At 33.1% G+C, this 24994-nt stretch carries 23 protein-coding genes and 1 tRNA gene; 13 read left to right on the top strand and 11 right to left on the bottom strand.

The features are described 5' to 3' along the window. Positions 1–255 precede the first annotated feature (255 nt). The 4 genes from MKY04_RS10190 to MKY04_RS10175 all read left to right on the top strand — a co-directional run bounded on the left by MKY04_RS10190 (position 256) and on the right by MKY04_RS10175 (position 4394). On the top strand, positions 256–906 hold the full coding sequence (locus MKY04_RS10190; RefSeq protein ID WP_346235812.1) for a hypothetical protein: 651 nt from the start codon (positions 256–258) through the stop codon (positions 904–906). Positions 907–1075: 169 nt separating this feature from the next. Continuing rightward, positions 1076–1819, top strand: a complete 744-nt coding sequence (gene sigI, locus MKY04_RS10185; protein WP_126296262.1) for an RNA polymerase sigma-I factor — start codon at positions 1076–1078, stop codon at positions 1817–1819. Next, entirely contained in the window at positions 1816–2730 is a 915-nt protein-coding gene (locus tag MKY04_RS10180; RefSeq protein ID WP_346235811.1) for an anti-sigma factor domain-containing protein, read from the top strand. The genes sigI and MKY04_RS10180 overlap by 4 nt, the downstream gene beginning before the upstream one ends. A 272-nt stretch (positions 2731–3002) precedes the next feature. Further along, the gene (locus MKY04_RS10175; protein ID WP_126296260.1) at positions 3003–4394 is read left to right on the top strand and encodes a nucleoside-diphosphate sugar epimerase; all 1392 of its coding nucleotides are present in this window, start codon (positions 3003–3005) and stop codon (positions 4392–4394) included. A 50-nt stretch (positions 4395–4444) separates the two neighbouring features. Here the strand turns inward: MKY04_RS10175 and MKY04_RS10170 are convergent, their stop codons facing one another. Continuing rightward, positions 4445–6115: a putative bifunctional diguanylate cyclase/phosphodiesterase gene (locus MKY04_RS10170; protein WP_346235810.1), complete on the bottom strand. Its 1671-nt coding sequence runs from the start codon at positions 6113–6115 to the stop codon at positions 4445–4447. Positions 6116–6453: 338 nt separating this feature from the next. Further along, positions 6454–6624 (bottom strand): transcriptional regulator, encoded by a 171-nt coding sequence (locus MKY04_RS10165; protein WP_126296258.1) that lies wholly within the window; start codon positions 6622–6624, stop codon positions 6454–6456. A gap of 594 nt (positions 6625–7218) precedes the next feature. On the opposite strand from MKY04_RS10165, the gene MKY04_RS10160 reads away from it, so the two are divergent. Further along, positions 7219–8577 carry an IS1182 family transposase gene (locus tag MKY04_RS10160; protein WP_346235867.1) on the top strand — a complete coding sequence of 453 codons (1359 nt, stop codon included), beginning with the start codon at positions 7219–7221 and terminating at the stop codon, positions 8575–8577. A 159-nt stretch (positions 8578–8736) separates the two neighbouring features. Here MKY04_RS10160 and MKY04_RS10155 read toward each other — a convergent pair whose 3' ends face one another. Next, positions 8737–9165: a GatB/YqeY domain-containing protein gene (locus MKY04_RS10155; protein ID WP_126294413.1), complete on the bottom strand. Its 429-nt coding sequence runs from the start codon at positions 9163–9165 to the stop codon at positions 8737–8739. A 332-nt stretch (positions 9166–9497) separates the two neighbouring features. Here MKY04_RS10155 and MKY04_RS10150 point away from each other — a divergent pair, with 332 nt between their 5' ends. Further along, positions 9498–10526 (top strand): PTS sugar transporter subunit IIC, encoded by a 1029-nt coding sequence (locus MKY04_RS10150; protein ID WP_346235809.1) that lies wholly within the window; start codon positions 9498–9500, stop codon positions 10524–10526. A 120-nt stretch (positions 10527–10646) separates the two neighbouring features. On the opposite strand, the gene MKY04_RS10145 is transcribed toward MKY04_RS10150, so the two are convergent. Together MKY04_RS10145 and MKY04_RS10140 are read right to left on the bottom strand one after the other, a co-directional pair. Beyond that, positions 10647–11501 (bottom strand): patatin family protein, encoded by an 855-nt coding sequence (locus MKY04_RS10145; protein WP_346235808.1) that lies wholly within the window; start codon positions 11499–11501, stop codon positions 10647–10649. Positions 11502–11512: 11 nt separating this feature from the next. After that, positions 11513–12406, bottom strand: coding sequence for a tyrosine-type recombinase/integrase (locus MKY04_RS10140; protein ID WP_346235807.1), 894 nt, complete (start codon positions 12404–12406; stop codon positions 11513–11515). A 234-nt stretch (positions 12407–12640) separates the two neighbouring features. Between MKY04_RS10140 and MKY04_RS10135 the strand changes: the two genes are divergently transcribed. Further along, the gene (locus MKY04_RS10135; RefSeq protein WP_346235806.1) at positions 12641–13432 is read left to right on the top strand and encodes an enoyl-CoA hydratase/isomerase family protein; all 792 of its coding nucleotides are present in this window, start codon (positions 12641–12643) and stop codon (positions 13430–13432) included. A gap of 44 nt (positions 13433–13476) precedes the next feature. On the opposite strand, the gene MKY04_RS10130 is transcribed toward MKY04_RS10135, so the two are convergent. After that, complete coding sequence (locus MKY04_RS10130) at positions 13477–14280, bottom strand: ATP-binding protein (RefSeq protein ID WP_346235805.1); 804 nt, start codon at positions 14278–14280, stop codon at positions 13477–13479. A 209-nt stretch (positions 14281–14489) separates the two neighbouring features. Between MKY04_RS10130 and MKY04_RS10125 the strand changes: the two genes are divergently transcribed. Then, complete coding sequence (locus MKY04_RS10125; protein WP_126294408.1) at positions 14490–15653, top strand: aminotransferase class I/II-fold pyridoxal phosphate-dependent enzyme; 1164 nt, start codon at positions 14490–14492, stop codon at positions 15651–15653. A 127-nt stretch (positions 15654–15780) separates the two neighbouring features. On the opposite strand, the gene MKY04_RS10120 is transcribed toward MKY04_RS10125, so the two are convergent. Together MKY04_RS10120 and MKY04_RS10115 are read right to left on the bottom strand one after the other, a co-directional pair. Then, positions 15781–17007: an AI-2E family transporter gene (locus MKY04_RS10120; RefSeq protein WP_126294407.1), complete on the bottom strand. Its 1227-nt coding sequence runs from the start codon at positions 17005–17007 to the stop codon at positions 15781–15783. 72 nt (positions 17008–17079) lie between these two features. Continuing rightward, positions 17080–18033, bottom strand: coding sequence for an LCP family protein (locus MKY04_RS10115; protein WP_126294406.1), 954 nt, complete (start codon positions 18031–18033; stop codon positions 17080–17082). Positions 18034–18210: 177 nt separating this feature from the next. Between MKY04_RS10115 and msrA the strand changes: the two genes are divergently transcribed. The 4 genes from msrA to MKY04_RS10095 all read left to right on the top strand — a co-directional run bounded on the left by msrA (position 18211) and on the right by MKY04_RS10095 (position 19805). Beyond that, complete coding sequence (gene msrA / locus MKY04_RS10110) at positions 18211–18735, top strand: peptide-methionine (S)-S-oxide reductase MsrA (protein WP_126294405.1); 525 nt, start codon at positions 18211–18213, stop codon at positions 18733–18735. A gap of 193 nt (positions 18736–18928) precedes the next feature. Further along, positions 18929–19001: transfer RNA gene (locus MKY04_RS10105), tRNA-Val, on the top strand. Positions 19002–19222: 221 nt separating this feature from the next. Beyond that, on the top strand, positions 19223–19393 hold the full coding sequence (locus tag MKY04_RS10100) for a hypothetical protein (protein ID WP_346235804.1): 171 nt from the start codon (positions 19223–19225) through the stop codon (positions 19391–19393). Between the two features lie 37 nt (positions 19394–19430). Continuing rightward, positions 19431–19805, top strand: coding sequence for a hypothetical protein (locus MKY04_RS10095; protein WP_185807716.1), 375 nt, complete (start codon positions 19431–19433; stop codon positions 19803–19805). Between the two features lie 637 nt (positions 19806–20442). On the opposite strand, the gene MKY04_RS10090 is transcribed toward MKY04_RS10095, so the two are convergent. Both MKY04_RS10090 and MKY04_RS10085 read right to left on the bottom strand, forming a co-directional pair. After that, complete coding sequence (locus tag MKY04_RS10090; protein ID WP_126294400.1) at positions 20443–21144, bottom strand: hypothetical protein; 702 nt, start codon at positions 21142–21144, stop codon at positions 20443–20445. A 179-nt stretch (positions 21145–21323) separates the two neighbouring features. Beyond that, positions 21324–22538 (bottom strand): ISL3 family transposase, encoded by a 1215-nt coding sequence (locus MKY04_RS10085; protein WP_346234469.1) that lies wholly within the window; start codon positions 22536–22538, stop codon positions 21324–21326. 223 nt (positions 22539–22761) lie between these two features. Between MKY04_RS10085 and MKY04_RS10080 the strand changes: the two genes are divergently transcribed. Next, entirely contained in the window at positions 22762–22971 is a 210-nt protein-coding gene (locus MKY04_RS10080; RefSeq protein WP_346235803.1) for a hypothetical protein, read from the top strand. A gap of 423 nt (positions 22972–23394) precedes the next feature. Here MKY04_RS10080 and nhaC read toward each other — a convergent pair whose 3' ends face one another. After that, positions 23395–24771, bottom strand: coding sequence for a Na+/H+ antiporter NhaC (gene nhaC / locus MKY04_RS10075; protein ID WP_346235802.1), 1377 nt, complete (start codon positions 24769–24771; stop codon positions 23395–23397). Positions 24772–24994: the final 223 nt, after the last annotated feature.

The raw sequence follows: 24994 nt of genomic DNA, 5'->3' as shown, positions 1-24994 counted from the left end.
AAACATTCCCCTGAGATTAATTGGTTAAAAACTATTTATCTTTGGGGATCTTTTCTTACCTTAAATTAATCAGACAACCCCTTCATTTTTTGAACCTTCCCATTAAATTTTATAAGTAAACAGTTATATTAAAGATGTAATAGTTTTGTAATCTTTATTTTTTATATTCGACCCCCAAAAACAATCTAGTATTTTACGAATAATAGAGTGTCCGGAACAATAGTCGGACAAAATCTAACCATGAGGTGACGAAACATGAAATTCAAAAAAACAAGTGCAGCACTATTAGTAGCAACATTAGCAGTTACAGGATCCAGCTATGCATGGGCAGACGAAACATTATTCCAAGCAGATGAGAAATCAACTGAAGAAGCAGCTGTTGCTGCATCACACCAATATGGAAAAGCTATTACTGTTACAACTGATGACTCTGCAACGGTAAATACAGGTACAACAACAGATACTGCTTTCCCTGAAATTCCAGAAGGTTACCCTTCTTCTAACTTAGTAGCTTTAAAACAAGCTTATGAAAATGCTGGAAATGAAACAGCAAAAGCTGCAATTTTACGTAATGCTGAAAAAGCTATTGCAAAGTTTGAAGCAAAACAAGAAGCATTAAAAGATGAAGAACAAACTGTTGCGGAAGATAACAAAGAAGTTTTCCAAGAAACGCAAACTGAAGAGCAAAAAACAACTGAACAACCAGCAACAGAAGCGCCAGTAGTCGAAAAATCTACGAAAGAAGTTCGTAAAGCTCTTCAAACTGAACAAAAAGCTGAGCAAAAAGCACTTCAAGAAGAACAAAAAGTTGAACGTAAAGCTCTTAAAGAAGAACATAAATCAGAAAAACAAAACTTAAAAGAGCAACAAAAAGAAACAAAAGAAAGCAATAAAGAAAACAAGTAAAAATACGTAAAACGTCCAAAAAACCAAATTCTCATTTCTATATTTCATTTCCATGAACATTTTAATAGTGAAGTTAAAATAATATTTCAAAATATCAAAACTACTTTTCATTTTCCAAGAAGCCATATAAAATCAAAGGCATTCGGATTTGTGAAAACGGAGGGTATATATGCTTTTGTCAATTATTCAAGGAATTTTTAAAACAAAAACAAATATAAGTGAGCTTGCAAAAAGGGCAAAAGCAGGCAATGAGGAGGTTATGAATGACCTCCTTTTTGCTAGTACCCCATTTCTAAAAAAAACTGCAACTTTTGTTTGTAAACGTGCCATTGATGAACACGATGAAGAATTTAGTATAGCCTTGGATGGATTTCATGAAGCGATAATGGCTTTTGACCCTACTGAAACAGCTTCTTTCCAAACTTTTGCTCATTTAATTATTAAACGTCGGCTAATCGATTACATAAGAAAAGAAACTGCAAGAACAGAAAAATGGGTACTTTTAGAACCCGACCCAGAACAATCATCTGGTCAACATTTCATCCTTGATGAAAAATCAATACATACATATACTGAAAAACAGCAATCTGCATCTAGAAAAGAAGAACTGCTGCACTATAAAAAATTACTTAAGGAATTTAATTTAACTTTTGAGGAGCTAACCAAATCTTCTCCAAAGCATTCAGATGCAAGAAAAACTGCATTTCAAATTGCACAAATTGTTGCCGATTCAAAGGAACTTTATCAGTATTTACTTGATAATAAAAGATTACCATTAAAGCAACTCGAATCATTGGTAGACGTATCGAGGAAAACTATAGAACGTCATAGAAAATATATTATAGCCGTTGTGTTACTTTTAAACAGCGACTTCATTTTTATTAAAGATTATGTTAGAGGAGAAATTATATGATGCGCACATATAGAGGGATTGTATGCGAAAAGAAAAATAATAGAATCATTTTTTTGACTGCTGATGGCGAATTTCTAAGCGGGATCCCCCTACTTGTCAACCCTGAGATTGGCGACGAGGTAGAATTTTATTTAGCAGCAACTTCCCTTCCTCAAAAGAAAAAGTTCAAGACTTATATCTTTGCGCCAGCTCTTGCTGCGGCAGTACTACTGATTTTCCTTATAGCATCACTCTTGCCTCAACCGGATAGTGCCTACGCTTATATCCAATTAAAAGCCGGCCAATCAATTGAATTGGGGATTAGTGAAAAGGGAACTGTTATTTCCGTTCAATCACTTGACGAAACGTCTATAAGTGAGGAGGATTGGCAAGGTTTGTCCATTGAAAATGCCCTCTCAAAGGCTTTCGATGAACTGGCATCTAATAATGAAGAAATTGAGATTTCGACAGAATTTGAAAAGGAAAACTCCTATGAATTAAAACAACAAATCGACAAATTTGTTAAAGATATACAAACTAAACAAACAAATCAATCTACTACAACAGATGAAACGAATCAAAAAAATATGACGGATAGTCAAAATAACAAAAAGATTCAAAAGATAGAAGAAAAAGAACAGTTACCCGCAGTAGAAAATAAGCAAAAAAATTCTACTCCAGTTCAAGAATCAACAACGAAAGATGTAGATCAAAAACTTCCAATGAAAAACGAAGCAAAACAAACAAATCAGCAACAACAAGAAAACCAAAACAAAATTAGGAATGAAAAAGAAACACCCGCTTCTGAAAAATCCAATAAAAATGAAGCAAAGGAAAGTAATACAAAAGATCAACCATCTCCAGCTTCCCAGCATAAAAATGAACCAAATCACCAGAGCAACCAAACAAATCCTGAAAAAACAATTAAATAGAAAAATAACAAGGTTGGGGGTCATATGATATTTATGGTCCCTATTTTCTTCTTATTTCTTAAACCAATTTAGTTCTATATTTCACATAGTCAAAATATTATTGTAAAGTGGGCGTATTTTGCTTCCAAATCTTAAAATAAAAGCATCTTTAATGACCTTTCGACAAATCAAAGCTTTCTTATTGAAATATATGTAATAATACTTATTTATCGACACTTTTTACTGCTGTTTTTCGTCTGAAAAGTATATAATAGTTTTATTGGAGGTAAAGCATGCTAAAAATTAAAAATATTGAATTTATTAAAACAGTCTATGATGAATCTCTATCACATAATATTTTTTCTATCGCAAATATACAATTCTCAAACTATCCCCCTATCAATGGGGCTCTATTATATTGGAAAAAAAACACGTCACGCTCTGAATTTACTCCAGAAGGCGATTATAAGTTTTTTTATGATATGGCGAATATTACGTACTATGCGTCTGTTAAATTTCCAAAAAATATAAAGTTAACAAGAGATCAAAAACAAGAATTAGCATATATTTTACTTGATGAACGCGGTTCAATCGGCACATATAGCTTTAAAACAAACCGTAGTAGAAGAAAAAAATTCAACCCGAAAAAAACGTTAGAAAAGCTGAATTTTCCAGAAGGGTTTTCCGTTGACTGCATCCCATCATATGTAGGACCAATTATTGATGAACTTGATATGAATCAGATCCTTGATGCAAATCCACATTTGACTAAGAAGTTTATTCATGACTATTGTTTTTGGCGCTATAACCTTGTAAAGCTCCATCCATCAGAATTTGAAGCATATCTTGATTATGTAGATTTTGCTTATATTTGTTATGCTTGTGATCAACTAACCGAGAAATACTTAATTGATCATCTAGATAAGGTTGATGTTTCATCTTTGCAATATAACTACCCTGTTCTATCTCGTCTTTCTGCTTCATTTAAAAAATATATTGTTGATGAATTAAAACGACAAAAACTAAAAATCAATGAACATTTTGAAGAAGAAATAGAAATGTTTATCGAAGATGAAACATATTTTAGCGAGTATAGTACAGTGCATCTTTTAGATGACGAGGATGATAATGAAGAAGAGGAAATTCTTGATTACCAATTTTTCGAATATGATCGTGGTCAATACAAATGGTATGGCAGCGAACATATGGTGAAAGGAATTCCATCTCTAGCAAGCCAAATATATGATGATTATGGATTTAAAAAACATACCAATAAAGAGATGGATGTAATATTTAATCAATATACCAAACAGCAAGTTTCTCTCATCAGTGCTGTACTTGAACCTCATTGGCTGCACCGCTACCGTGAGAAATTAGATTGGACAACAGCATGTCAATATAATGCATACTTAACGGAAGATTTTCTCAATGAACATTTACATTATATTGATTTTGAAGCTCTAGGCTATAATTTATGGTGCGAACTTTCTGAGGCATTTATAAAAAAACATATGAATCAATTTAATCATAACAAACCAGTCCCTATCATCATTCGTCATTTAACAGAAGAGCTTTACTTAAACTTTAAAGATACAATAAAAGTTGATTCTGATTTACTTTACCAATATTACGATTTTGTTGGAAACGAAGAATATGAACGGCTTCAAAATTTATTAAGTGAATAATATAGGTGAAGGTGCCGTCGTAAAACGACTTTATGTACGGCACCTCTTTTTTATATCGAAATTTTTTGTTCCAGTTTTTTAGTAAAATCTGTCGTATTTAATGGCTTACTAAAGTAGTAGCCCTGTACATATTCACAATTATATTTTCTTAAAATTTCCAGTTCACTTTTCAACTCTACACCTTCAGCGACAACTTCCATTTTTAAAGCATGTGCTAAAGAGATAATAGCAGCAACCATTGCAATACCTGATTCCCCTTCTCTCATATTAACAATGAATGATCGATCAATTTTTAATACATCAATAGGAAACTTCTTCAAATAACTTAATGAGCTATAACCTGTCCCAAAATCATCAATGGCAACTGTGAGTCCTAATTCCTTCATTGTCTTAATTTTATGAATAAAATCATCATTATCCATTAAGGTTAATTCTGTTATTTCAATTTCTAAAAATGATGGATTTACATTTGTTTCTTCTAGGATATTAATAAGTCTTTCTATAAAATTTGGCTCCTGAAATTGAATTGGTGAAATATTGACGGCCACTTTTAAATTTTGATGGTATTGTTCATTCCATTCTTCGATTTGCAAAGATGCATTTCGCAGCACCCATTCCCCAATATCACAAATCAAACCGCAATCCTCAGCAAAGGGAATAAATTTATTTGGAGGGATACTGCCTAAATCATCATCGTACCAGCGAAGCAATGCTTCCATTCCAACCATCTTTTCAGACTTCGTATCTATTTTAGGCTGATAATGAAGCTCTAATATATTATTTTTAATTGCTTGATGCAATTTTGTTTCAAGCATCAAAGCATGGTCATTCATACCATTATTATTCTTTTTATAAACCACGTATTGATTGCCTCTTTTATTTTTACCAGCATACATGGCCATATCAGCACTAATAAATAAATTTTCAATATCTGTACCGTGATCTGGAAAAATACTTATACCAATACAAACACTTGTATAAAACTCATAATTATTAAAATGGAACGGCTTTTCAAATAATTTCATTATTTTTTGTGCCATATTATGTATTTCGTCTATATTTTCTAGTATAAATACAAATTCATCTCCGTATAACCGATAAAAGGAATTTTTTGATGGATCGATGGACTTAAAGCGTTCTGCTACTTCAACTAAAAATAAATCACCAACATTATGCCCTAATGCATCATTTATTTTGCGAAAACGATTCACATCTATAAAATATACAGCAAATTTGGTTTTGTTGTGATTGCAAATTTCAATTTGCTGACTGATTCTTCTTGATAAATTTCGACGATTTGGTAATCCTGTTAAATCATCATGATTTGCATAATACGTTAAAAGTTTAATATTTTTCTGTGCTGTAATATCTGTTCGAATTGAAATATATTGATATGGCTTTCCCTTTTCATTAAAAAAAGGAACAATCGTTGTTTGAACCCAATAAAGTGAACCGTCTTTTGCACGATTGCAAATTTCACCGTGCCATGTCTTTCCACTGCCAATTGTTCTCCACATTTCTTTAAAAAAATTTTTTGGATGGAAACCAGAGTTTAAAATACGATGGTTTTGACCTATTAATTCATCTCTAGCGTATTTAGAGATTTCACAAAAGCGTTCATTAACAGCAGTTATATTACCTACTGAATCTGTTACAGCCAGGATGACAGATTCATCTAGAGCAGCTTTTATGTCTTTTAATTCTTCACAACTATATTCCAACGATGTATTTGTTGAACCATTTTCATATTTCCTCCATCACCAATTACTTAGAGTATGCAACTCGAAAGTATTATATTTAAAATATTATAATACTTAAAATAAATATATAATAGACAATTGTCGAAATTTGCAATAAATAGTTGAGATTTAAGTGCTCATATAGATTTAATAATTATAGGAAAGCTCTTGTGATATTAAAAAACAACCTTGCCATATTTAGAAGGCAGGTTGTTAAAGAATATATCTTTCTTATTCAAAACCAAGTCCCCTTTTCTATTCGGCTCGTTTGATATAAGAATATATCAGGATATCAAATCATTTTTTAAATTGCGGCATTATTAACCTTTGAAACATTGAATTCTCCCTTGCAATTCTTTAGCTTGTTGGTTAAAAGCATCAAGCTGCTCCTGAGATAATAGTTGTACATAATAGTAAAAATTGATTGGTTGCAATCCAAAATCCTCGCACTTAGAAACATAATATTCATAGCCTTCTTGATACATTGACATAAAGATCTTCCTTTCTCAGTTGTACTATAACAGTTTGGCATTTATGAAATTAATATAGTACAGTTTGTTTTACTTGTCAAACATTTTTCTGAAAAATTTAAAAGATTAGTAATCTTTTGCTGTGCTGTCGGTTAAACAATCAATTTACAATGTGTTTTCCCCATAATATCTGCAAATTCCGATCGACATTTTTGCCTAAACCTTGTGGTAAATGCCTATACTAGATAAGCTTTTTAGCTCAGAAACCCATCTCCTTTATGACGAATAGTACCTGGAATATTGGTGCTGACATCTTTCTATTCAAATTATTTACTTTCATAAATAGAAAAAAACTCACGCATTTGCATGAGTTCAGACTGTAGACAAACTCGAAAATTCGAGTTTGCCTACAGTCTTTTTTCTTTTAAAATAAAATTAATAACCCTTTTTGAATAAGTTAGTTGATTTCCGTTTCGGCGGACGCTTTCCGCGGGCGTGGGCCAATCCTCCTCGTCGCTACGCTCCTGCGGGGTATCGGCCGTCACGCTTTTCCCGCAGGAGTCGCCGCCTACACTACAATCAACTACTTCTAAATATACGTTGAGGTGAATGGAAATGATGTCGAAAAATCAAATAAATGAACGCGATCAAATTGAGATGATTACGATTGAAGAACTTGTACCAAAAGACCATCTTGTTAGAAAGCTTGAATCAGCCATTGATTATTCTTTCATCTATCCACTAGTAGAACCGCTGTATTCTAAATTAGGTCGCCCGAGTGTTGACCCAGTCGTATTAATCAAAATGACATTTGTTCAATATGTATTTGGAATCCGTTCAATGCGTCAAACAATAAAAGAAATCGAAACGAATATGGCGTATCGATGGTTTTTAGGATTTGGCTTCCATTCAGAAGTACCACACTTTTCAACCTTCGGTAAAAACTATGAACGTCGTTTTCAAGACACAGATATCTTTGAACAGATTTTCTATCGAATACTTAAAGAAATTGCTGATAAAGGATTACTAAGTGCTGACCATGTTTTCATCGATTCAACGCATGTTAAAGCGAGTGCGAATAAACGTAAATTCGAGAAGAAGATGGTACGTAAAGAGACTCGGGCATATGAAGCTAAACTTCAAGAAGAATTGAATCAAGATCGGATTGATCATGGGAAGAAACCATTCCCACCAGATAAATTTGAAAAAGAAGAGATAAAGGAAATTAAAGAAAGTACGACAGACCCTGAAAGTGGCTACTATGTAAAAGATGAACGAACTAAGCAGTTTGCTTACTCATTTCATGCGGCAGCTGACCGCTATGGATTTATACTCGGATCAATTGTGACACCTGGTAATGTTCATGATAGTCATATGCTTCAACCACTTGTTGAAAAGGTAATGGAAAAAGTGAAAAAGCCACTTGCTGTTGCTGCCGATGCTGCTTATAAAACACCTGCGATTACTAAATTCTTATTTGAACATGATATTCAACCAGCACTTCCTTATACACGACCAAAAACAAAGGATGGATTTTTACGCAAACATGAATATGTCTATGATGAGTATTATGATTGCTATCTTTGCCCGGAAGGGCAAGTCCTTAAATATACGACAACGACTAAAGATGGGAAACGCCAATATAAATCAAACCCTACTCAGTGTGTAAACTGTCCTTTACTTACTCAATGTACAAGTAGTAAGGATCACAGAAAAATCATTGAACGTCATATTTGGGCACATCATGTAGAGGAAGCGGATCATCTTCGTCATCAAAGTGATATCAAACAAATATATGCTAGACGTAAAGAAACGATTGAACGTGTCTTTGCAGATGCAAAAGAAAAGCATGGTATGCGATGGACAACCCTACGTGGAATTAAAAAATTGTCTATGCAGGCGATGCTTACTTTTGCTGCCATGAATTTAAAAAAGCTTGCTAATTGGACGTGGCAAGCTTCAGAAATGGCCTAAAATATAATACTCGAAGAGTGTTTTTACCCCAAATAAGTCGGTTAAATACCCAATAATCTATTAAAATTACAAAAGACCTTCAGAATAAGCCCATTCTGAAGGTCTTTTGTCAACAACCTGAACTCACGCATTTGCATGAGTTCATTATTTATAAATAATTTATGAAATTAATTCTTTTACAACTTTTGAAATAGTTGCACCATCAGCTTTGCCAGCAAGTAATGGTTTTGCAATCTTCATTGCTTCCCCCATATTCATTCCTTTTACAACACCAGCTTCTCCTAGAACTTGAATTATTTCTTCTTCAGATAATTGCTTCGGTAAAAAACCTTTTAAAATCGATAATTTTAATTCTTCCTTTTCAATTAAGTCTTCACGGTTTGCCTGTTTAGCACCATCCAATGATTGATTTGTTTGTTTAATTTCACGATTAACAACAGCCACTTCTTCTTCTTCTGTTAATTGTGTACCCTTTTCCTTTTCTGCTTTATCCAGAGCCGACTTCAATAGAGTAAGGACACCCTTGGCTACAATATTTTTTTCCTTCATCGCAATTTTTAATTGTTCAAAAACAGTTTCTTTTAACATAATTGATTCTCTCCTTATATATCTTTTCACATATTATTTTACCTTTTTTGCAAAACAATATTAACTATATACTTTCTTTTCTATTCATTCCATTAGAAAACAGTTAAAAATAATTTAAAATATTATTATCTTTCTATTTCGATAAGAACTTTTCGTTATTTTAATTATAAAGTTATATTCTATTTGAAAACGTCATCATTCGCAAAATAGTTCTTTTTTCCTCACTCAATATATTTATCAGAATATTAACAGTTGAATTAATCTTCTAAACTTATATAATAATTTTTACTAACATTTGACGTTAACATCTAAGAGAGGAATTGAGATTTGTTATGAAAGAATTTTTTAATAAGTTATTAACAGGAATGAGTTTAGGTATTGTTGTATGTTTAATTCCAAATGCTCTCGTAGGTGAAATATTAAAATTAATTATTCCTTATGCACCATTTTTACAAACCGTTTTAAACGTATCGATTATTGTAATGAGTTTACTTCCTGTAGTTATTGGTGTAATGGCCGGTATTCAATTTAAATTAACTCCCATCCAAACATGTTCGGTTGGATTAGCAGCCTTTATCGGAAGTGGAGTTACTACTATTACAGAGGATGGCACATTCACAATTGCTGGAATCGGAACAGTTATAAATATAGCGATTACAACTGCAATCGCTATACTATTCGTGCAATTCTTAGGTTCAAGATTAAAGGAATGGACTTTACTTGCCATGCCTGCTTTAACTATTTTCATACCTGGTATCATTGGTCTTTCAATACTTCCATATGTAAAAAACGGTTCTTTACTAATTGGTGAAGGAATCATGTATTTAACAGATTTACAGCCAGTGATCATGGGTGCTTTGATTGCTATGATTTTCTCGGTGTTAATCTTATCACCTATTTCTACTATTGGCGTTGCAACAGTTATTATGCTTTCAGGCATCGGTGCTGGTGCTGCAAATTTAGGAGTTTGTGCTTCTGGAGTAGGAATGTGTATTGCAAGCTATCGTGCAAATAATTTTGGTACAGCTATCGCACATATTGCATCTGCTAAAATTCAAATGCGTAATTTCTTTATGAAACCAAAAATTGCATTTCCAATGATTCTTACTGCTGCAATTCTAGGTGCTCTTGGTGGAGTATTCGAGGTTATTGGAACACCATACAGCGCTGGATTCGGACTAGCAGGTTTTGTTGGACCACTTAAATACTTAGACTTAGTTGGTTGGAATTTAGAAAGTATTATCATTTCATCAACATTGTTCATTGCATTACCAGTAGTTTTAAATTTAGTATTTTTAAAACTATTTGAGGTAAAATTACGTTGGTTGAGCTCTGAAGATTATAAAGTAAATTATGAATAATAAAAGCAAATACTTCAGCTCATCTATTATGCTGCTTGTACTGATAAACATTTAACAATATTTACTATCTTATTCTAAAAAAATAGGCATGTGCCAACCATTACTAGCACATTCCTATTTTTATTTATTAATAAAGTTCATTAACTGATCAACTCGTTCATTTCCTAGCCTATAACCCATGTTATAGTTTTCCTTCATAATATCTACATCTTTTTCCAAGCTATTCATTGCATATTCTGGACGAAAGATAAACGCCTTCCCCTCTTTTTCTAATTGTTCACAGTAGTCTAATGTCTCATTATATTTATCAATGCGATCCTCTATTAAATCAGCAAGCTTAGGATATTTTTTCTTTAATAGCCGCATAGCCCATTTACTTTGGCGATCTAACTCCTTACGGTATCCATTAGGGCGCGTTAGTATTATCACATGCTTTTGATAGCCATCCTCAATCGCCTTTTTTATAGGAATTGGATCAGCTAAACCACCATCAAAATATGGAATATTATTTATTTTTATTTCAGGAAAAAGAATAGGAATTGCACATGTTGCACGCAATAAAGTACACTCATGATCCATTTCCAATGCATTCATGTACTCTACTTCACCAGTTAGCGCATTTGTTACACCAACCAATATGGTACCTTCATATTTTTGATATGTATCCCAATCAAATAACTCTAATTGATTTGGTATGACGTCATAAGCAAAGTTTAAACCAAATATACTTTTTTCTTTTAAGAAATTTCGAATTCCCATATATCGTTTATCGTGTCTATAATCAACAAACACACGCAACGTTCTTTCTTTTTGCTTTGAAATATAGGAGCATGCATTAATAGCCCCTGCAGAAATTCCAATTATGTAAGGCAGCATTATTTCATGATCCAACATAGCATCAAGAATCCCAGCTGTATAAACTGTACGAAATGTACCGCCTTCTAAAATCAAACTACTACTATTTAAATTAACCATTTTTAAACCTCTTACTTTTCTTTTATATTATTAGATTCATTTTTTGTAAATCTTTTAACCCTGTCTACCAGGACACTTTTTCGGGAGTATCCAAATTCATTATATAGCTCATCTAGATTTGCATCTGATTTTTTTGTTATTTCATTATTTATTGTTGAATACCTCAGCATTGTTGCTGTAACTTTAAAGCCAACTTCTCGTGAAATTGCTTGAAACAGTCGCTCAATTGTTTTAATAGTAATTGGTTCGTTTTGTTTATTTCCAATACCTAACCATATAAAATCAATCTCTGAACTAGCTGGCAACAAATCCTCTGCAGCTTTTTTATAAATATAGAGCCATTGTAACATCGCTATCGAGAGCTTTACTCTTCTAGATCTTTTTTGATTAGTAATTCTAATACCCTGATCATTTATATGTGACCATTTCATTTCAACAACTTCTGAAGGCTTTAAACTAAGTTCAGAAATGATGCGAACAATACAAAAGTTTCTAAGTGCAATCCATTTGTATACTTCATCGTCACTTCGTCTATACAAATTTAACCAATAGTTAATCACCTTTTTCATTTGCTCTTCTTGTAATGTTTCAATATTATGTTCAACTAATTTTTTAGGAATTAAAAGCTCAGTCGGTATTTCTTGAATTACATTACGTGATTTTAAAAAAAATAGAAAATGTTTTAAGGAAGCTATTTTACGATTAAAACTCGATACGGAACGATACGTATCACTCAAAAAAACTATATAATGTTCTACAGTGGAATCAATCCTATTTTCAAATGACAAATTACATTTATCAATATAGCTAATAAATTGTTCAATATCGATGCAATACTGTTTGATTGTATGAGGCGATTTGTTTAAAGATACTAAGTAAGCCTTGTAAAATTCCAAATAACTCACATAATCACTTCCTTATAGACTAATGCGTCATTTTTCATGTGTTTTACTTTAAGTTTAGTGCGTGAGGATGTAATTTTTTATACTATATAGTGTCGGATAATATGTAACTGTTGTCAATAACATATGGAAAATTTAACTATTGTTTATCGAGATTTTGTAAAAATTTCCCGAAAATGTGTGAGTAAAAGCTATTCTAGTATATACTATTGGAAACAAACTAAGGGGGATTTTTGCATGCAAGTTCGTACAATGAGATTAGAAAAGGAAGATGCAAAAATTATTTATCAAGAAACTGCAGGACTTGCGATTATTACCATTCATAGACCACAGCTTAAAAATGCATTAACTGCAAATATGTGGACACAGCTTTCCAAAATTGCATTGCAGGCGTTGGAAAACCCTAAAAACAAAGTGCTTTTGCTTCGTGGTTCAGGGGAAAACTTCACAGCGGGATCCGATATAAAAGAATTCAATTCTATTTCTTTAGAAAAGGCAGAAGAAGCATTTATTCATATGGAAAAAACGATCTCTACAATTGAAAATTTGCCTATTCCTGTTATCGGTATAATCAACGGTCCTGCAATGGGAGCTGGACTTGAGCTAGCACTCGCATGTGATATACGAATTGGTTCAGATAAAGCTCGTATGGGGATTCCCGTTGGCAAGCTAGGAATAACTATAAACAATAAATTCGCTAAACGTCTAGTTGATTTAGTCGGTCCATCAGCTACAAAGGATTTAGTTTTTACCGGAAGAATTTATAAAGCTGAGGAAGCCTATAAAGCAGGCATGCTTAATTACTTAGTTGCAGAAAAGGACTTAAATAAATTTTCTATCAGAATGGGAAAATTAGTAGCAGGGATGTCGCCTGCATCACTTCTTGCGATTAAGCGCTCTGTAAAAGAATGTGTTGATTCTGTCCCTGTTCTATGGGAGGGCTCTACACCCTTTGTCGATCCTAATGATTTCCCTGAAGGTGTCCGCGCATTTGTCGAAAAGCGTAAGCCACAGTTTACGCGTAATTAAAGCATGGGAAGTCATCACAAAATCATGACTTCCCTCCCGTAAACTTACTGTATACCTTTTACAAAAATTCGAATATCCTGCGGTTCAAATTCAAAATGCTGAATAAATTGATCACCTATTGCTTGCTGTAATCCGCGTATTTTATTAACGAGATGATAATTCACAGGCCCTTTAACTATTAATGATATATAGATGATTGGATTAAATTGCTTCATCGTAAATTGAACAGTTTCAGCTTTTAATACAACACTGCATTGTGCAACTGTATGCTTGATTAAATCAACATAAACATTCCTTGAAATATTAACTACCTGTTTATGAAAATCAGGTTGAACAATCGTTGTTTCTCCGAGCTTTACCTTTGTTTTTGAAAATATATCAAAGCCTCTTTGAATAAATCGCTTAAAGAAATTTTGCTCCACCTGTTTATAAGGAACAGGCATGACATGTTTGCCCTGCGTCCCTCTGACAAACTTAGCCATTTGTATTTCTTTATTCGTTCTTATTTCTTCTATATGATGAAAATAATGAATTGGCGCTATTTCAAGACGACTTGCAATCTGTTTTGTCATTTTGTCGGATGTCCCAATGATTAGGATAGATTGTACTTTGTGCTGGTGAATCGCGTCGATTACTTCTTTTTTATGATTGTGATCTTGGAAAATGGCGCGTCTTACTGCGGTAATTGTATTTTTTTCAAATTTTGCTGAAGTACCTGCTTTCTTTTCACCATTAATAATGAGTAATCCGTCATCAATAATAGCTTCAATTTGATGCTCGTATGCAAATTGTATGGCACTAGTACTCTTCCCTGTCCCACTTGGACCGCTTAATGAATGAACAATCATCTAACCACTCCAGCGTTTTTCCTCAGTTTATACCAAACTGAAAAAACAATCTATTGTTTACTAATTATTAACTGCTTCTCTACCTTTATTTCTCTTAACATTCGCTCTATTTCCTATATTTTTTCTTTTTTCTGATTTTATAGCGAATTTTTATTTTTCCTATGTTAAAATGTGATTTATATTTGTAAGTTTATAAGGAGTGTTCCACCTTGAATATTGTTCCATCGAAGAAAATGTCATTATTTCAGCCTGCAATTTTTAGCGATTTAAAAAAATATGCTAAGCAGCAGCAAGAAAAAGGACTTGAGCTAATTGATTTAAGTTTAGGCAGCCCTGATATCCCACCGCATGAAATGCTGCGCAACCATATGTCAGAGTTAAGTAAACTCCCCTCTTCATACGGGTATACACTAACAGCATCTAAGAAATTTAGAGAAGCCGTAGCGAATTATTATAAACGTTGTAATCAAGTAGAATTAGATCCTGAAACAGAAATTGTTCAAACTATTGGTTCACAAGAAGGCTTAGTTCACTTGCCTGTTGCGTTTTGCGATCCAGGTGATATCGTACTAACAACAAATCCAGGCTATGTTGCCTATGCAGCAGGAATTAGTTTAGCAGGAGCCGAGCCTTATTACATACCTCTGGATACTGACAGAGGATACGTTCCAAATTTGAAGGCAATTCCTGAAGAGATTGCACAAAAAGCAAAGTTGCTAATTTTAAATATGCCTGGTAATCCAGTGCCAATGTCTCCATCTACTGAATATTTCAGTGAAGTTGTTGAGTTTGCAAAAAAATACAATATTATCGTATTGCACGATGCAGCATATTCTGAATTTTACTTTACAGGGGAAGGCCCTATAAGCTTCCTAGCTACTCCTGGAGCAAAAGAAGTTGGGTTAGAGATTAACTCGCTTTCAAAAAGCTTTAGTTTAGCTGGTGCTCGTGTAGCTTATATTGTGGGAAATGCTGAAATGATTAATATCATTCAACAATTAAAATCAAATTTAGATTTTGGTATTTTTGACCCGATTCAATCAACTGCAGCCCTTGCACTTGATCACGCTGAAGAAATTACAGCAAATTTACGAACAACATTTGCAAAACGTCATCATACATTAATGTCAGGCTTGATCGACCTTGGATGGGAAGTAGCTCCTTCAAACGGCGGTATGTTTGTATGGGCAAAATATCCATATAATATTGACAGCGTTTCCTTTGCTTATAAAGCCATTGAACAAACTGGCGTTATTATGGTACCTGGTACGACATTTGGTTCTGAAGGTGAAGGTTATATGCGCTTAGCACTTGTTCAACCAGTTGAATTATTAGAAAAAGCTGTCGAACGTTTAAAAACAATTTCTCTATAAGAAATGAGTATACTTTGTTAGCAGCATTTGCTTGCTTTAGAGTCTACGATAAAAATTTAATTTCATATGAAAAGGCTATTCATGTTATCAACCATGAATAGCCTTTATTTTGTATTAGCCTAAATGTTTAAATTTCATATTTATTTACAGGATCTTTCTCAAAGCGATTGTAACGCTTTTTAAATGTAGTATAAAGGTGCGTAACTAGAACTTTTAATAACGCATAGCCCGGAATACCTAGAATAACCCCTGCCACGCCGAATAATGAACCTGCTGTTAATAAAACGAAAATAATCGTAATCGGATGAATCGATAAAGATTTACCCATAATATTTGGTGTTATAAATTTCCCTTCTATTAACTGAACAACTGTCCATACAATAATAAGCTTTACTAGCATAAATGGTGAGGTTACAATAGCGATGACAACTGCTGGTGTTATTGCAATTGCTGGTCCTAAATAAGGAACCACGCTTGTAATCATAGCTAATATACCAAGTAAAAAAGCATAGTCAAGACCGATGATTAAAAAGCCAATTGTCATCATAATTCCTATACATATCGAAACTAAAATCTGTCCAAGTATGTAAGAACTTACTTGCTTATCCATCTCTTTCATTACTTGCCCTACTTCATTTCGCATACGAGGTGGGAAAATACGCAAAATAAATTTCGGAAGTTTTTCACCTTCATATAATAAATAAAACAGAATAAACGGTACCGTTATTAGGGACAACAGGATACCTGTTAATGTTGAAACAAAACCTGTTATTCCTGAAGCAACAGTGGATGCAATATTTGTAAATGTCTCTTTTACAGTATCTACAAGATCATTCGTTACATCGGTTAATACTTTGTCATAATTTAAATCAAATTTGTTAAATAATTCATTAAAGCTTGAATTATTTAAGTAAGTAACAACAGTTTCTATTAAAGACATAAAGTAAATTGGAAACTCTTGCACTAAATTCATAAACTGGTCACGTAAAAATGGATATACGAGTAAAACGAGTAATGTAATTAACGCAATGACAATCACATAAAGAATTAAAATGACTAGTGCACGAGGCACCTTCCCTTTTCCGCCTTTTTCAGCGAGCCTAATAAAAGGCCGCAGCAGATAGTAGCCAATAATAGCTAAAATACCTGGTAAAATGACAACCTCGAATAAAACTTGAATCGGATAAAAGATAAAAGAGATTTTATCAAAAACAAATATTACTAACCCCAATAAAAGTAAAGCACATAGTGAAAATAATAGATTTTTCCCGCCTAAAAATCGTATAAATCTCGATGAAGAAAATAATGATTTATTACGCGGTAATCGGTCATCATATCCATTTTCTCTTTCCAAAAAACCACCTCGTTAAACTATGAAAATTTATAATTATCTTTATTTTAGCACGGAACATGTTTAGATAAAACTTTACTCACCCTCTAATTGTAAAAATTGGTGAAGCAATTCTTTATTTTCCTCTTTATCAATTTCTATTACAGAGCCTGCATGACTATAGGAGCCATAGCTAAACGTTCCTTCTGCTGGAATAGTCATTTTTTCTATTTCGACACCTCCTCCTGCAACTACCGATAAAACAGTTTTTAATTCTTCTGCAGCTGTTAAATCCGTAGTAACATATCCTTGTGCTGCTCCAACTAGTTTCGGTAAGTTTGGCAGATTTTTAGGTGATAGAAGCTCGTCTTTTAAAGCTTCAATAACTTTTTGCTGACGTTCTACACGTCCAAAATCCCCTTCTTCGTCATGACGGAATCTAGAATAGCCTAAAAGCTCTTGTCCATTTAAGTTTTGAACACCTTGTGAGAGTGAGACGCCAATATGCGCTGACATATCTTTTTCTACATCAATTTCAACTCCATTTGGAGCCAAAATATCAATAAGCGATTCAAAATTTTTAAAATCAATTAATGCATAATGATGAATCGGTATATCAAACATATTGTTTAGGGTATCTTTTAATAGTTGAACTCCACCTAAGTAGTAGGCCGTATTAAGTTTATAAGATTGATATCCAGGTATTTCTGCATATATATCCCGCATGAAGGATACAAGCTTCATTTCATTTGTATCTTTATTCCATGAAAGAAGCATCATTGTATCGGATCGTGATTTTTCTTCCCCTCTACTATCTACTCCAATAATTAAATAGTTTGTAATTGTATCCTGTTTTTCATCTGCAACAAATTCCTCCTCAGGCAACTTCGTTTCATCTGCAAGTTTTAAGCCGCTGCGATATTGATAAATTGCAAAAATTGAGATACCGACTACTAGTAGTAATAATGTGGTGAATAATAGCCTTCCCTTTCGTAACTTTCTCTTTTTATAACGAGACTGACGCGTTTCGTGTAATTGATTTTCTTCCATAATAAATTACTCCTTTACCCTTGCAAATTACGAGACGAAAGTAACTTGAGAAAAGTTCGTTTTTCCATTATTATACTACGACAGAAGTAAAGAAATCTTGCATTTATCCTTTGAATTGTGTGATTATTACTATCATGATACAATACTATTTATTTTAAGCATTGGAGGCGTAAAAAAATGGAAAAAGCAACATTTGCAGGTGGTTGTTTTTGGTGTATGGTAAAACCATTTGTTGAATGGGATGGAATACATAAAGTAACTTCAGGTTATATGGGTGGTACAGTTGATAATCCAACATATGAACAAGTTAAAAAAGGCGATACAGGTCATTTAGAGGTTGTACAAATCGAATTTGATCCTGTTATTTTTCCTTATGAAAAATTGCTAGAGGTTTATTGGATGCAAATAGACCCTACAGATGATGGCGGACAATTCCATGATCGTGGTGAATCTTATAAAACTGCAATTTTTTATCACTCGAATGAGCAGCAGCAGTTAGCTGAGAAATCTAAGCAACAGTTAGGTGAAAGCGGCCGTTTCAAAAAGCCGATTGTAACTGAAATTAGACCAGCTACTACATTCTATGAAGCAGAAGACTACCATCAAGATTATTATAAAAAGGAAGAAGCACATTACAAAGAAGACCGCGCAAAATCCGGCCGTGATGAATTTATTAAAGAGCATTGGGAAACAAAACAGTAAGTTAAGCACAAAATTAGCCGACAAGTTCTTGTATCAGACTTGTCGCATTTTTTCATAAAGTAAAGATTTTTATGGCAAGAGCAGGCCCAATCTGCAATAGGATCTCCCTGTAAGAAATAATTGTTAGGTATTTATCTCCAACCAATCTTATGTTAAAATTCAATTACAAATAATAACATTTTCATTCTAAATCGGTCTTGTAGCTCAGTTGGGAGAGCACCACCTCGACAAGGTGGGGGTCGCAGGTTCGAGACCTGTCGGGACCATATCGCTGAAACCCTTTAATATCAACGGGTTTCGGCTTTTATTTTGTTGTTATTAAATATAAATATATCTATTTTTTCAATCTCCTGTGACCGCGATGTGACGAATTTTAAAAAAAGGTGTTTTGCATAAATTTGATATATTATTTAAAATCGATGAAGTAAAATGTTTATGAACAGTAATAGAATAGTATTTCATATTTTTGAAATATGTAGGTGATTTTATGAGAGTCTATTTATGGGCTCATATCGAAGGCGTGTATCTATTAAATGAAGATCTAACCATGTGGAGCAAGCCTTACTTTGTCACACATCAGCAAAGGACATTAGTTTTGAAAGACCGATATGCAGAGGGAATAAATAAAACGGAGCTACTTGTATCAGATTCATGGTGACCAGCTTTTAATACAGTTGCAGATACATCATATTTAGATGCAATTTGTTCTTCAATCTCAGTACTTACATCACCCATTAGCATCTTTTAACAAATTTAAAGGTTATATTGAGAATTATGAAAAATATATTATTGATAGTATGGAAGCAAATACTTTCTCAGTAGTTTCAAGTTGGGCATTGTTAATTGCTAGTTTTGCAGTGATTGTTAAAAAAGATTTATGGAAAGGTCCAAAAGGTTGGGTTAATGCAATGGCTGCTGCCGTTAGTGGAGTATCTCTATTGGCTACTTTTACAAGTACTATATATGCAACTACAGCACGTGCTAAATATAGTAAAAAAGCTCAACAGTATCTTGTTAATGCACAAAACCAAATGAATTTAAAAACTGGTCTGATTATTCTGCTTCGTTAGTTAGTGGCTATTATTGCAAGTGCTGTTACAAAATTTGTTTCCAGGTTTGCTTTTTCCTTTATCTAAGTCCGCAGGACGTTTGCATTTCTCGCAAGATAACACATAATTCATAGACATTCTCCTCATTTCAAAACATAATAAAAAGCAACCACCTTCCTCAAAGTGGTCGCTTCACTCATAGAATAGATATTGTGTTGTGGTTAAAAACTGATATACTTAGCAATTGCCTTCTCAATTAAAAATTTGTGAATATAATAATCAAAGAATAATATTGAATTTTTTATTTTTCGCTTTATAAATATTAAATAATAATTAAATATGTTTATATATATTATTTCATAAAAACCACCCCTCTCAGATACTGGGACGATCGTGTTGTCGCTTCTTCGATATAACTTTCGGCGCGTGTCGTTGGTCGTCTTGTCTTTCTCCTTTTTAGAAGAAGATTTTGGTAAGACCGGATATTTTACCGCTCCGTCCTATCTCACAGTATAAAGTATTAGTAGTGATTTTGTGTAATTTGGAAAGTGTGGCAAGTATGGCAACTATTAATTTTTAGGACATTATTAGAAAAAGCCACAACTCGTATGAGTGTGACTTTACATATTCACCAAAAATTAAGGTAAACGTTTTTATATCAATATCCTATTTTCATTAAAACATACATATCATGATATGGTGCGTAATTTACAAAGAGAACAGGCATTACAGGAATATTAAGAGATAATTTTTGACCAGCTCCATAATAATAAGCTTGCCATACAATTAACGAGCAATAAGTAGTATTTAAACTAAGTGTTTTTGTTAAATCTTGGTCTATTGTTACTTTATAAGTTTTCTCTGCACCATCACCCCAAATATAATAATCATAAGCCCACTTAGCAGCATTTGAAGCCTTGGTAGAATTTTTATGTCTCACAACTACAGTTTTAGGATATTTAGTAAACCAAGAATTTAAGGATATTGATTTAGGTAAATAACCAGGTGCCTGAATATGAGTTACAGTTCCTGTAGAAGGATTTACTATCCCAACATGACCAGTAATCCCTTTACAAGTTTCACGGTTATCATCGTTACATTGTGTACTAGGAGTATATAATATATCACCAGCTTGCGGATTATAACTACTAGGATCAAGAGCATTAGTGGTAATATCATTACCTGAATATGTTCCATTAGGTACACTTTCTATAATTTCTTGAAATATTTTTTCTTGTTTTTCTTGTTCAAGTAGATACTCATCTTCTTGAACATTGGCATGAGAAGTAGAAACGTTAAAGGCGAAAATTAATATCAAGGTTGTGAAAAATAACATTGTTGTTTTTAATGGTCTTTTCATTGATAGAACACTCCTTTTATTGTAAAATATTTACAAAAGTAACGATATAGTATATCGCCTCGTTTTACAACTATTAATCTATTTTTTTAACATTATTTACAAATTTAGGGGGTGGAAGAGTTGAAAAAAAGGGTTCTATGTCAAATGTTGGGGTGAAGTGATATTACACGGCACCCCGATTATCCTAAATGAACCCCAATTTTCTTATATAAATTATTTAATAAAATTTTCGCTTTAAAGTGTTCATAGCTTCTAAAACCATAAGCATTGCGCTTCAAAACTTTTGATTTATTATTAATTCCTTCTAAAAAACCATTTGAATATCCAAAACTTAAACTATTTAAAATTTCAACTTGCCAATTTTTTAGCGTTTGAATAGCCTTTAAAAATGCCGGAATATTTGCTTCTTCTACCTTTCGGTAAAAGGCTTCTAATCTTTTTTTTATTTCTATCAAATCATTTGAAGTTTTTGCCCAATCAAACCATTCGCAGTAAGCTTCTTTTAATTCATAGGCTTGCTTTAGTTCCTTCGACATTCCTATGTAACGATTTAAGTACCAACGATTCGTTTCTGTTAACTTATCAAATCGTTTATATAGTACATGACGCATTTTCTTACATTTCTTTCGATCATATGCATGCCATTCTTTTTGAACATTTCGACGTACTTCATCTAGTGCCCAGTAAATATAACGACAATAATGAAAGCGATCCGCAATAATAATCGGGCGATTTAACGCCTTCCTAACTGCTGCTTTAAAGCTTGGATTCATGTCCATAACCACAATTTCTACATCTGCACCGTATTTCATCAAGTAATCCTTAATGGTTTCTTTTCTACGATTTGGTAAAATATCAATTGGTTCATGTGTTTCCGCATTGGCAATAATTAATTGATAAGTTCCCGCATCGGTATCTGCTTTATATTCATCAATCGCGATACATTTTGGTAAATGAACCCCTTCATTTAATTGTTCCTTTACTACTTCTTTAAAGCGACGAATCACTGTTGAGCTTGATGTACCAAGTACTTCAGCTGCTTCTTTAAATGTTTTTGCCTTTATTGAACGGATTCGTACAACTTGATTCCATTCTTTCGAGAAACGTTGATATTTATCCACGAAAGGGGATTTTTCTGAAAAACGTTTCCCACATTGGCATACATAACGACGACGTTTATAAAAAAGGACGGTTAATCGTTCAAACCATTTTAAATGATTAATTTTTTGAATTCGATAATCATGGACTTTTGATGTTATATTCTTGCATGCCGGACATTGATGTTCTTTTTTTGGTATGGAAACGTGTAGAACAATACGTTCCCCCATCTCCTCCACCTTATGAACAGTTACACCTTTTAATCCTGGAATATTCATGTTAAAATTCATTTGCACGTATCACCTTTCATTGCTTGTTTCTAGACAATTCAAGTATATAGAAATCGGTGATTACGTGCTTTTTTATTTATGAATTTTTTCAAACCCCAACAAATATTATAGAGCCAAAAAAAGTGGGCTTTTAGCCATTGTTTTCTTTTTCCTTTTCATAGGAACTCTAATATATTTCAACTATCAAAATTATAAGTTTGGAAGTAGAGAAGATAGAGAAGAGTTATTAGTGGCTGTTATGTTTGATATAATTGAAAATCGGTCTATTTCAGAAGAGGAAGTGAAAGAAATAGAAGTTTTTCGTTCACAAGCAGGAGTTTATCCCTTTTTTTATAATGTTCAAGTTACATTGAACAATGGAGATAGAATACTTTACGCGTGGTCCAATAAAGAAAAAAGTAATCTTAATATTACAGATTACCCCAATAAAAATCAGTAAACTAACACTTTGACTTCAAGGAAAAAATCCTTTCAGTTCCTTTTAAGTGTTATATGAAATCTAGTAGGGCCATTTATATTAATTCTACATAGTTTTCAACACTTATAAAAATAGATACAATGTACCGAGCAACCATTTGGCTGCTCTTTTTTACATGAAAATATGCAAGATTCTATGCAAAAAGTGTCAAGGAAAAGTCCATACCACTCCCTTTGGGTCTAATACCCACTAAACCCACCCAATCCGCTTCGTCTACGATATTTTCTCATTCATAGAAATCACCTTTATTCAAATAACCACAAATTTCTACTCACTCAACTATTATAATTAATTTATCATTTGCTTAACAATACTATCCTTAATGTTCTGAATATTGACTCAATCCCACCATGGCCTTGGTTTGCACTACTAATGTTAGTATGTTTATTTTTTTGATATTGTCAGATTTAACCATCCAAATATTATAGTAAGTACTGGACTCAATAAGCAAAAGAACGCAAAAGGCAAATAGTCGGTCACGGAAACGTCAAGCATCGAGGCAATAAATAAACCACAAACACTCCACGGGACAAGTGGATTAATAACTGTACCCGCATCTTCCATCACTCGACTCAAATTTTTCGGATGTAAGCCCAGTTCTCTATATTTTTGCTTATAGGTCTCACCTGTTAATAAAATCGATAAATACTGCTCCCCAACTAATATATTAATACCAATCGCTGTAAAAGCAGTACCTGTTATTAGGGCACCGACTGACTTTAGCAATTGGTCAAATTTGCTAAGTAATGTTTGGATAATACCTAAAGCAAATAATAACCCACCCATGCTAAGGCTAAGGAACACAAGCATAATCGTGAAGAACATACTACTAATTCCACCACGAGTTAAGAGTGAATCAATCACTTCTACCCCTGTTTCAGAAACATATCCACTATATAAAATTTTACAGTAATCCATAAAGGATAATGAAGTATGAAAGATTGATAACAGCAGTGCTACAAGTGAGCTTACAATAAGTGTTAAAAACGCTGGCATCTTTATGAATGTACAAATAATCAAGACAATTAGCGGCACAATTGCATACCAATGAACAAAATTAGTTGCTTGTAAACTAGCCTTATAGGACGTAATGGCCGTATCATCTAATCCCGAAATAGAAGGAGATAAAACAGAGTATAAGACAGCGCTAAGGAAAAACGCAGGAACAGTTGTCCAACTCATATTTTTTATATGTTCGAATAAATCAATATTGACGATGCTCGCAGCTAAATTAGTTGTATCTGATAATGGCGACATTTTATCACCAAAAAATGCACCGGATACGATAGCGCCGGCCGTCAAGACAAGCGATGCATCAATAGCACCTGCAATACTTATAAAAGCAACTCCGACAGTCGCTACAGTTGTCAGTGAACTGCCAATTGCTGTACCGATGATAGCTGTAATTATAAATACTATTGTATAAAAGAAACTTGCTGTTACGAGGGATAAGCCTATATATAAAAGTGTTGGTATTGTTCCGCCTACAATCCAACTACTAATTAGTATCCCTATTAAAAAGAAGATATAAATTGCACCTATTCCTGAAATTGCACCGGATTTCATACTATCTTCTAGGATATTAAATGGCACACGTTTTAGTAGCCCGTAAAAAATTAGAAGAATAATAGATAACAAAATAGGAATATGTGGTGTAGCACCAAGCTTTCCTATCGCAATAGAAATTATTGAAATTACTATTATTACAATGAATAATGCTTCGAATACTGACGGTTTTGTTTTTGTCTCAATAGAAAACATTTTGTTTACTCCTAGATGATATAATTCACGCTTTAAACTTCAACGCTTCAACGCAATGAAGTCATTTATCATTCTAGCACGTACTTGCTAAATGTCAATAGTGCGAGAAGTTTTATAAAAGAAGTAGATTTTTTCCTAAATAAACACGTCCAATTGTAATTAAAGACTTTTAAAGGGTCATGTTGGCATTCAAAATTTATTTTTAAATATATTTCTTACTGAA

This window comes from Lysinibacillus telephonicus, assembly GCF_039654155.1.
Lineage (GTDB): Bacteria > Bacillota > Bacilli > Bacillales_A > Planococcaceae > Ureibacillus > Ureibacillus telephonicus.
This window is presented reverse-complemented; position numbering and strand designations above follow the sequence as displayed.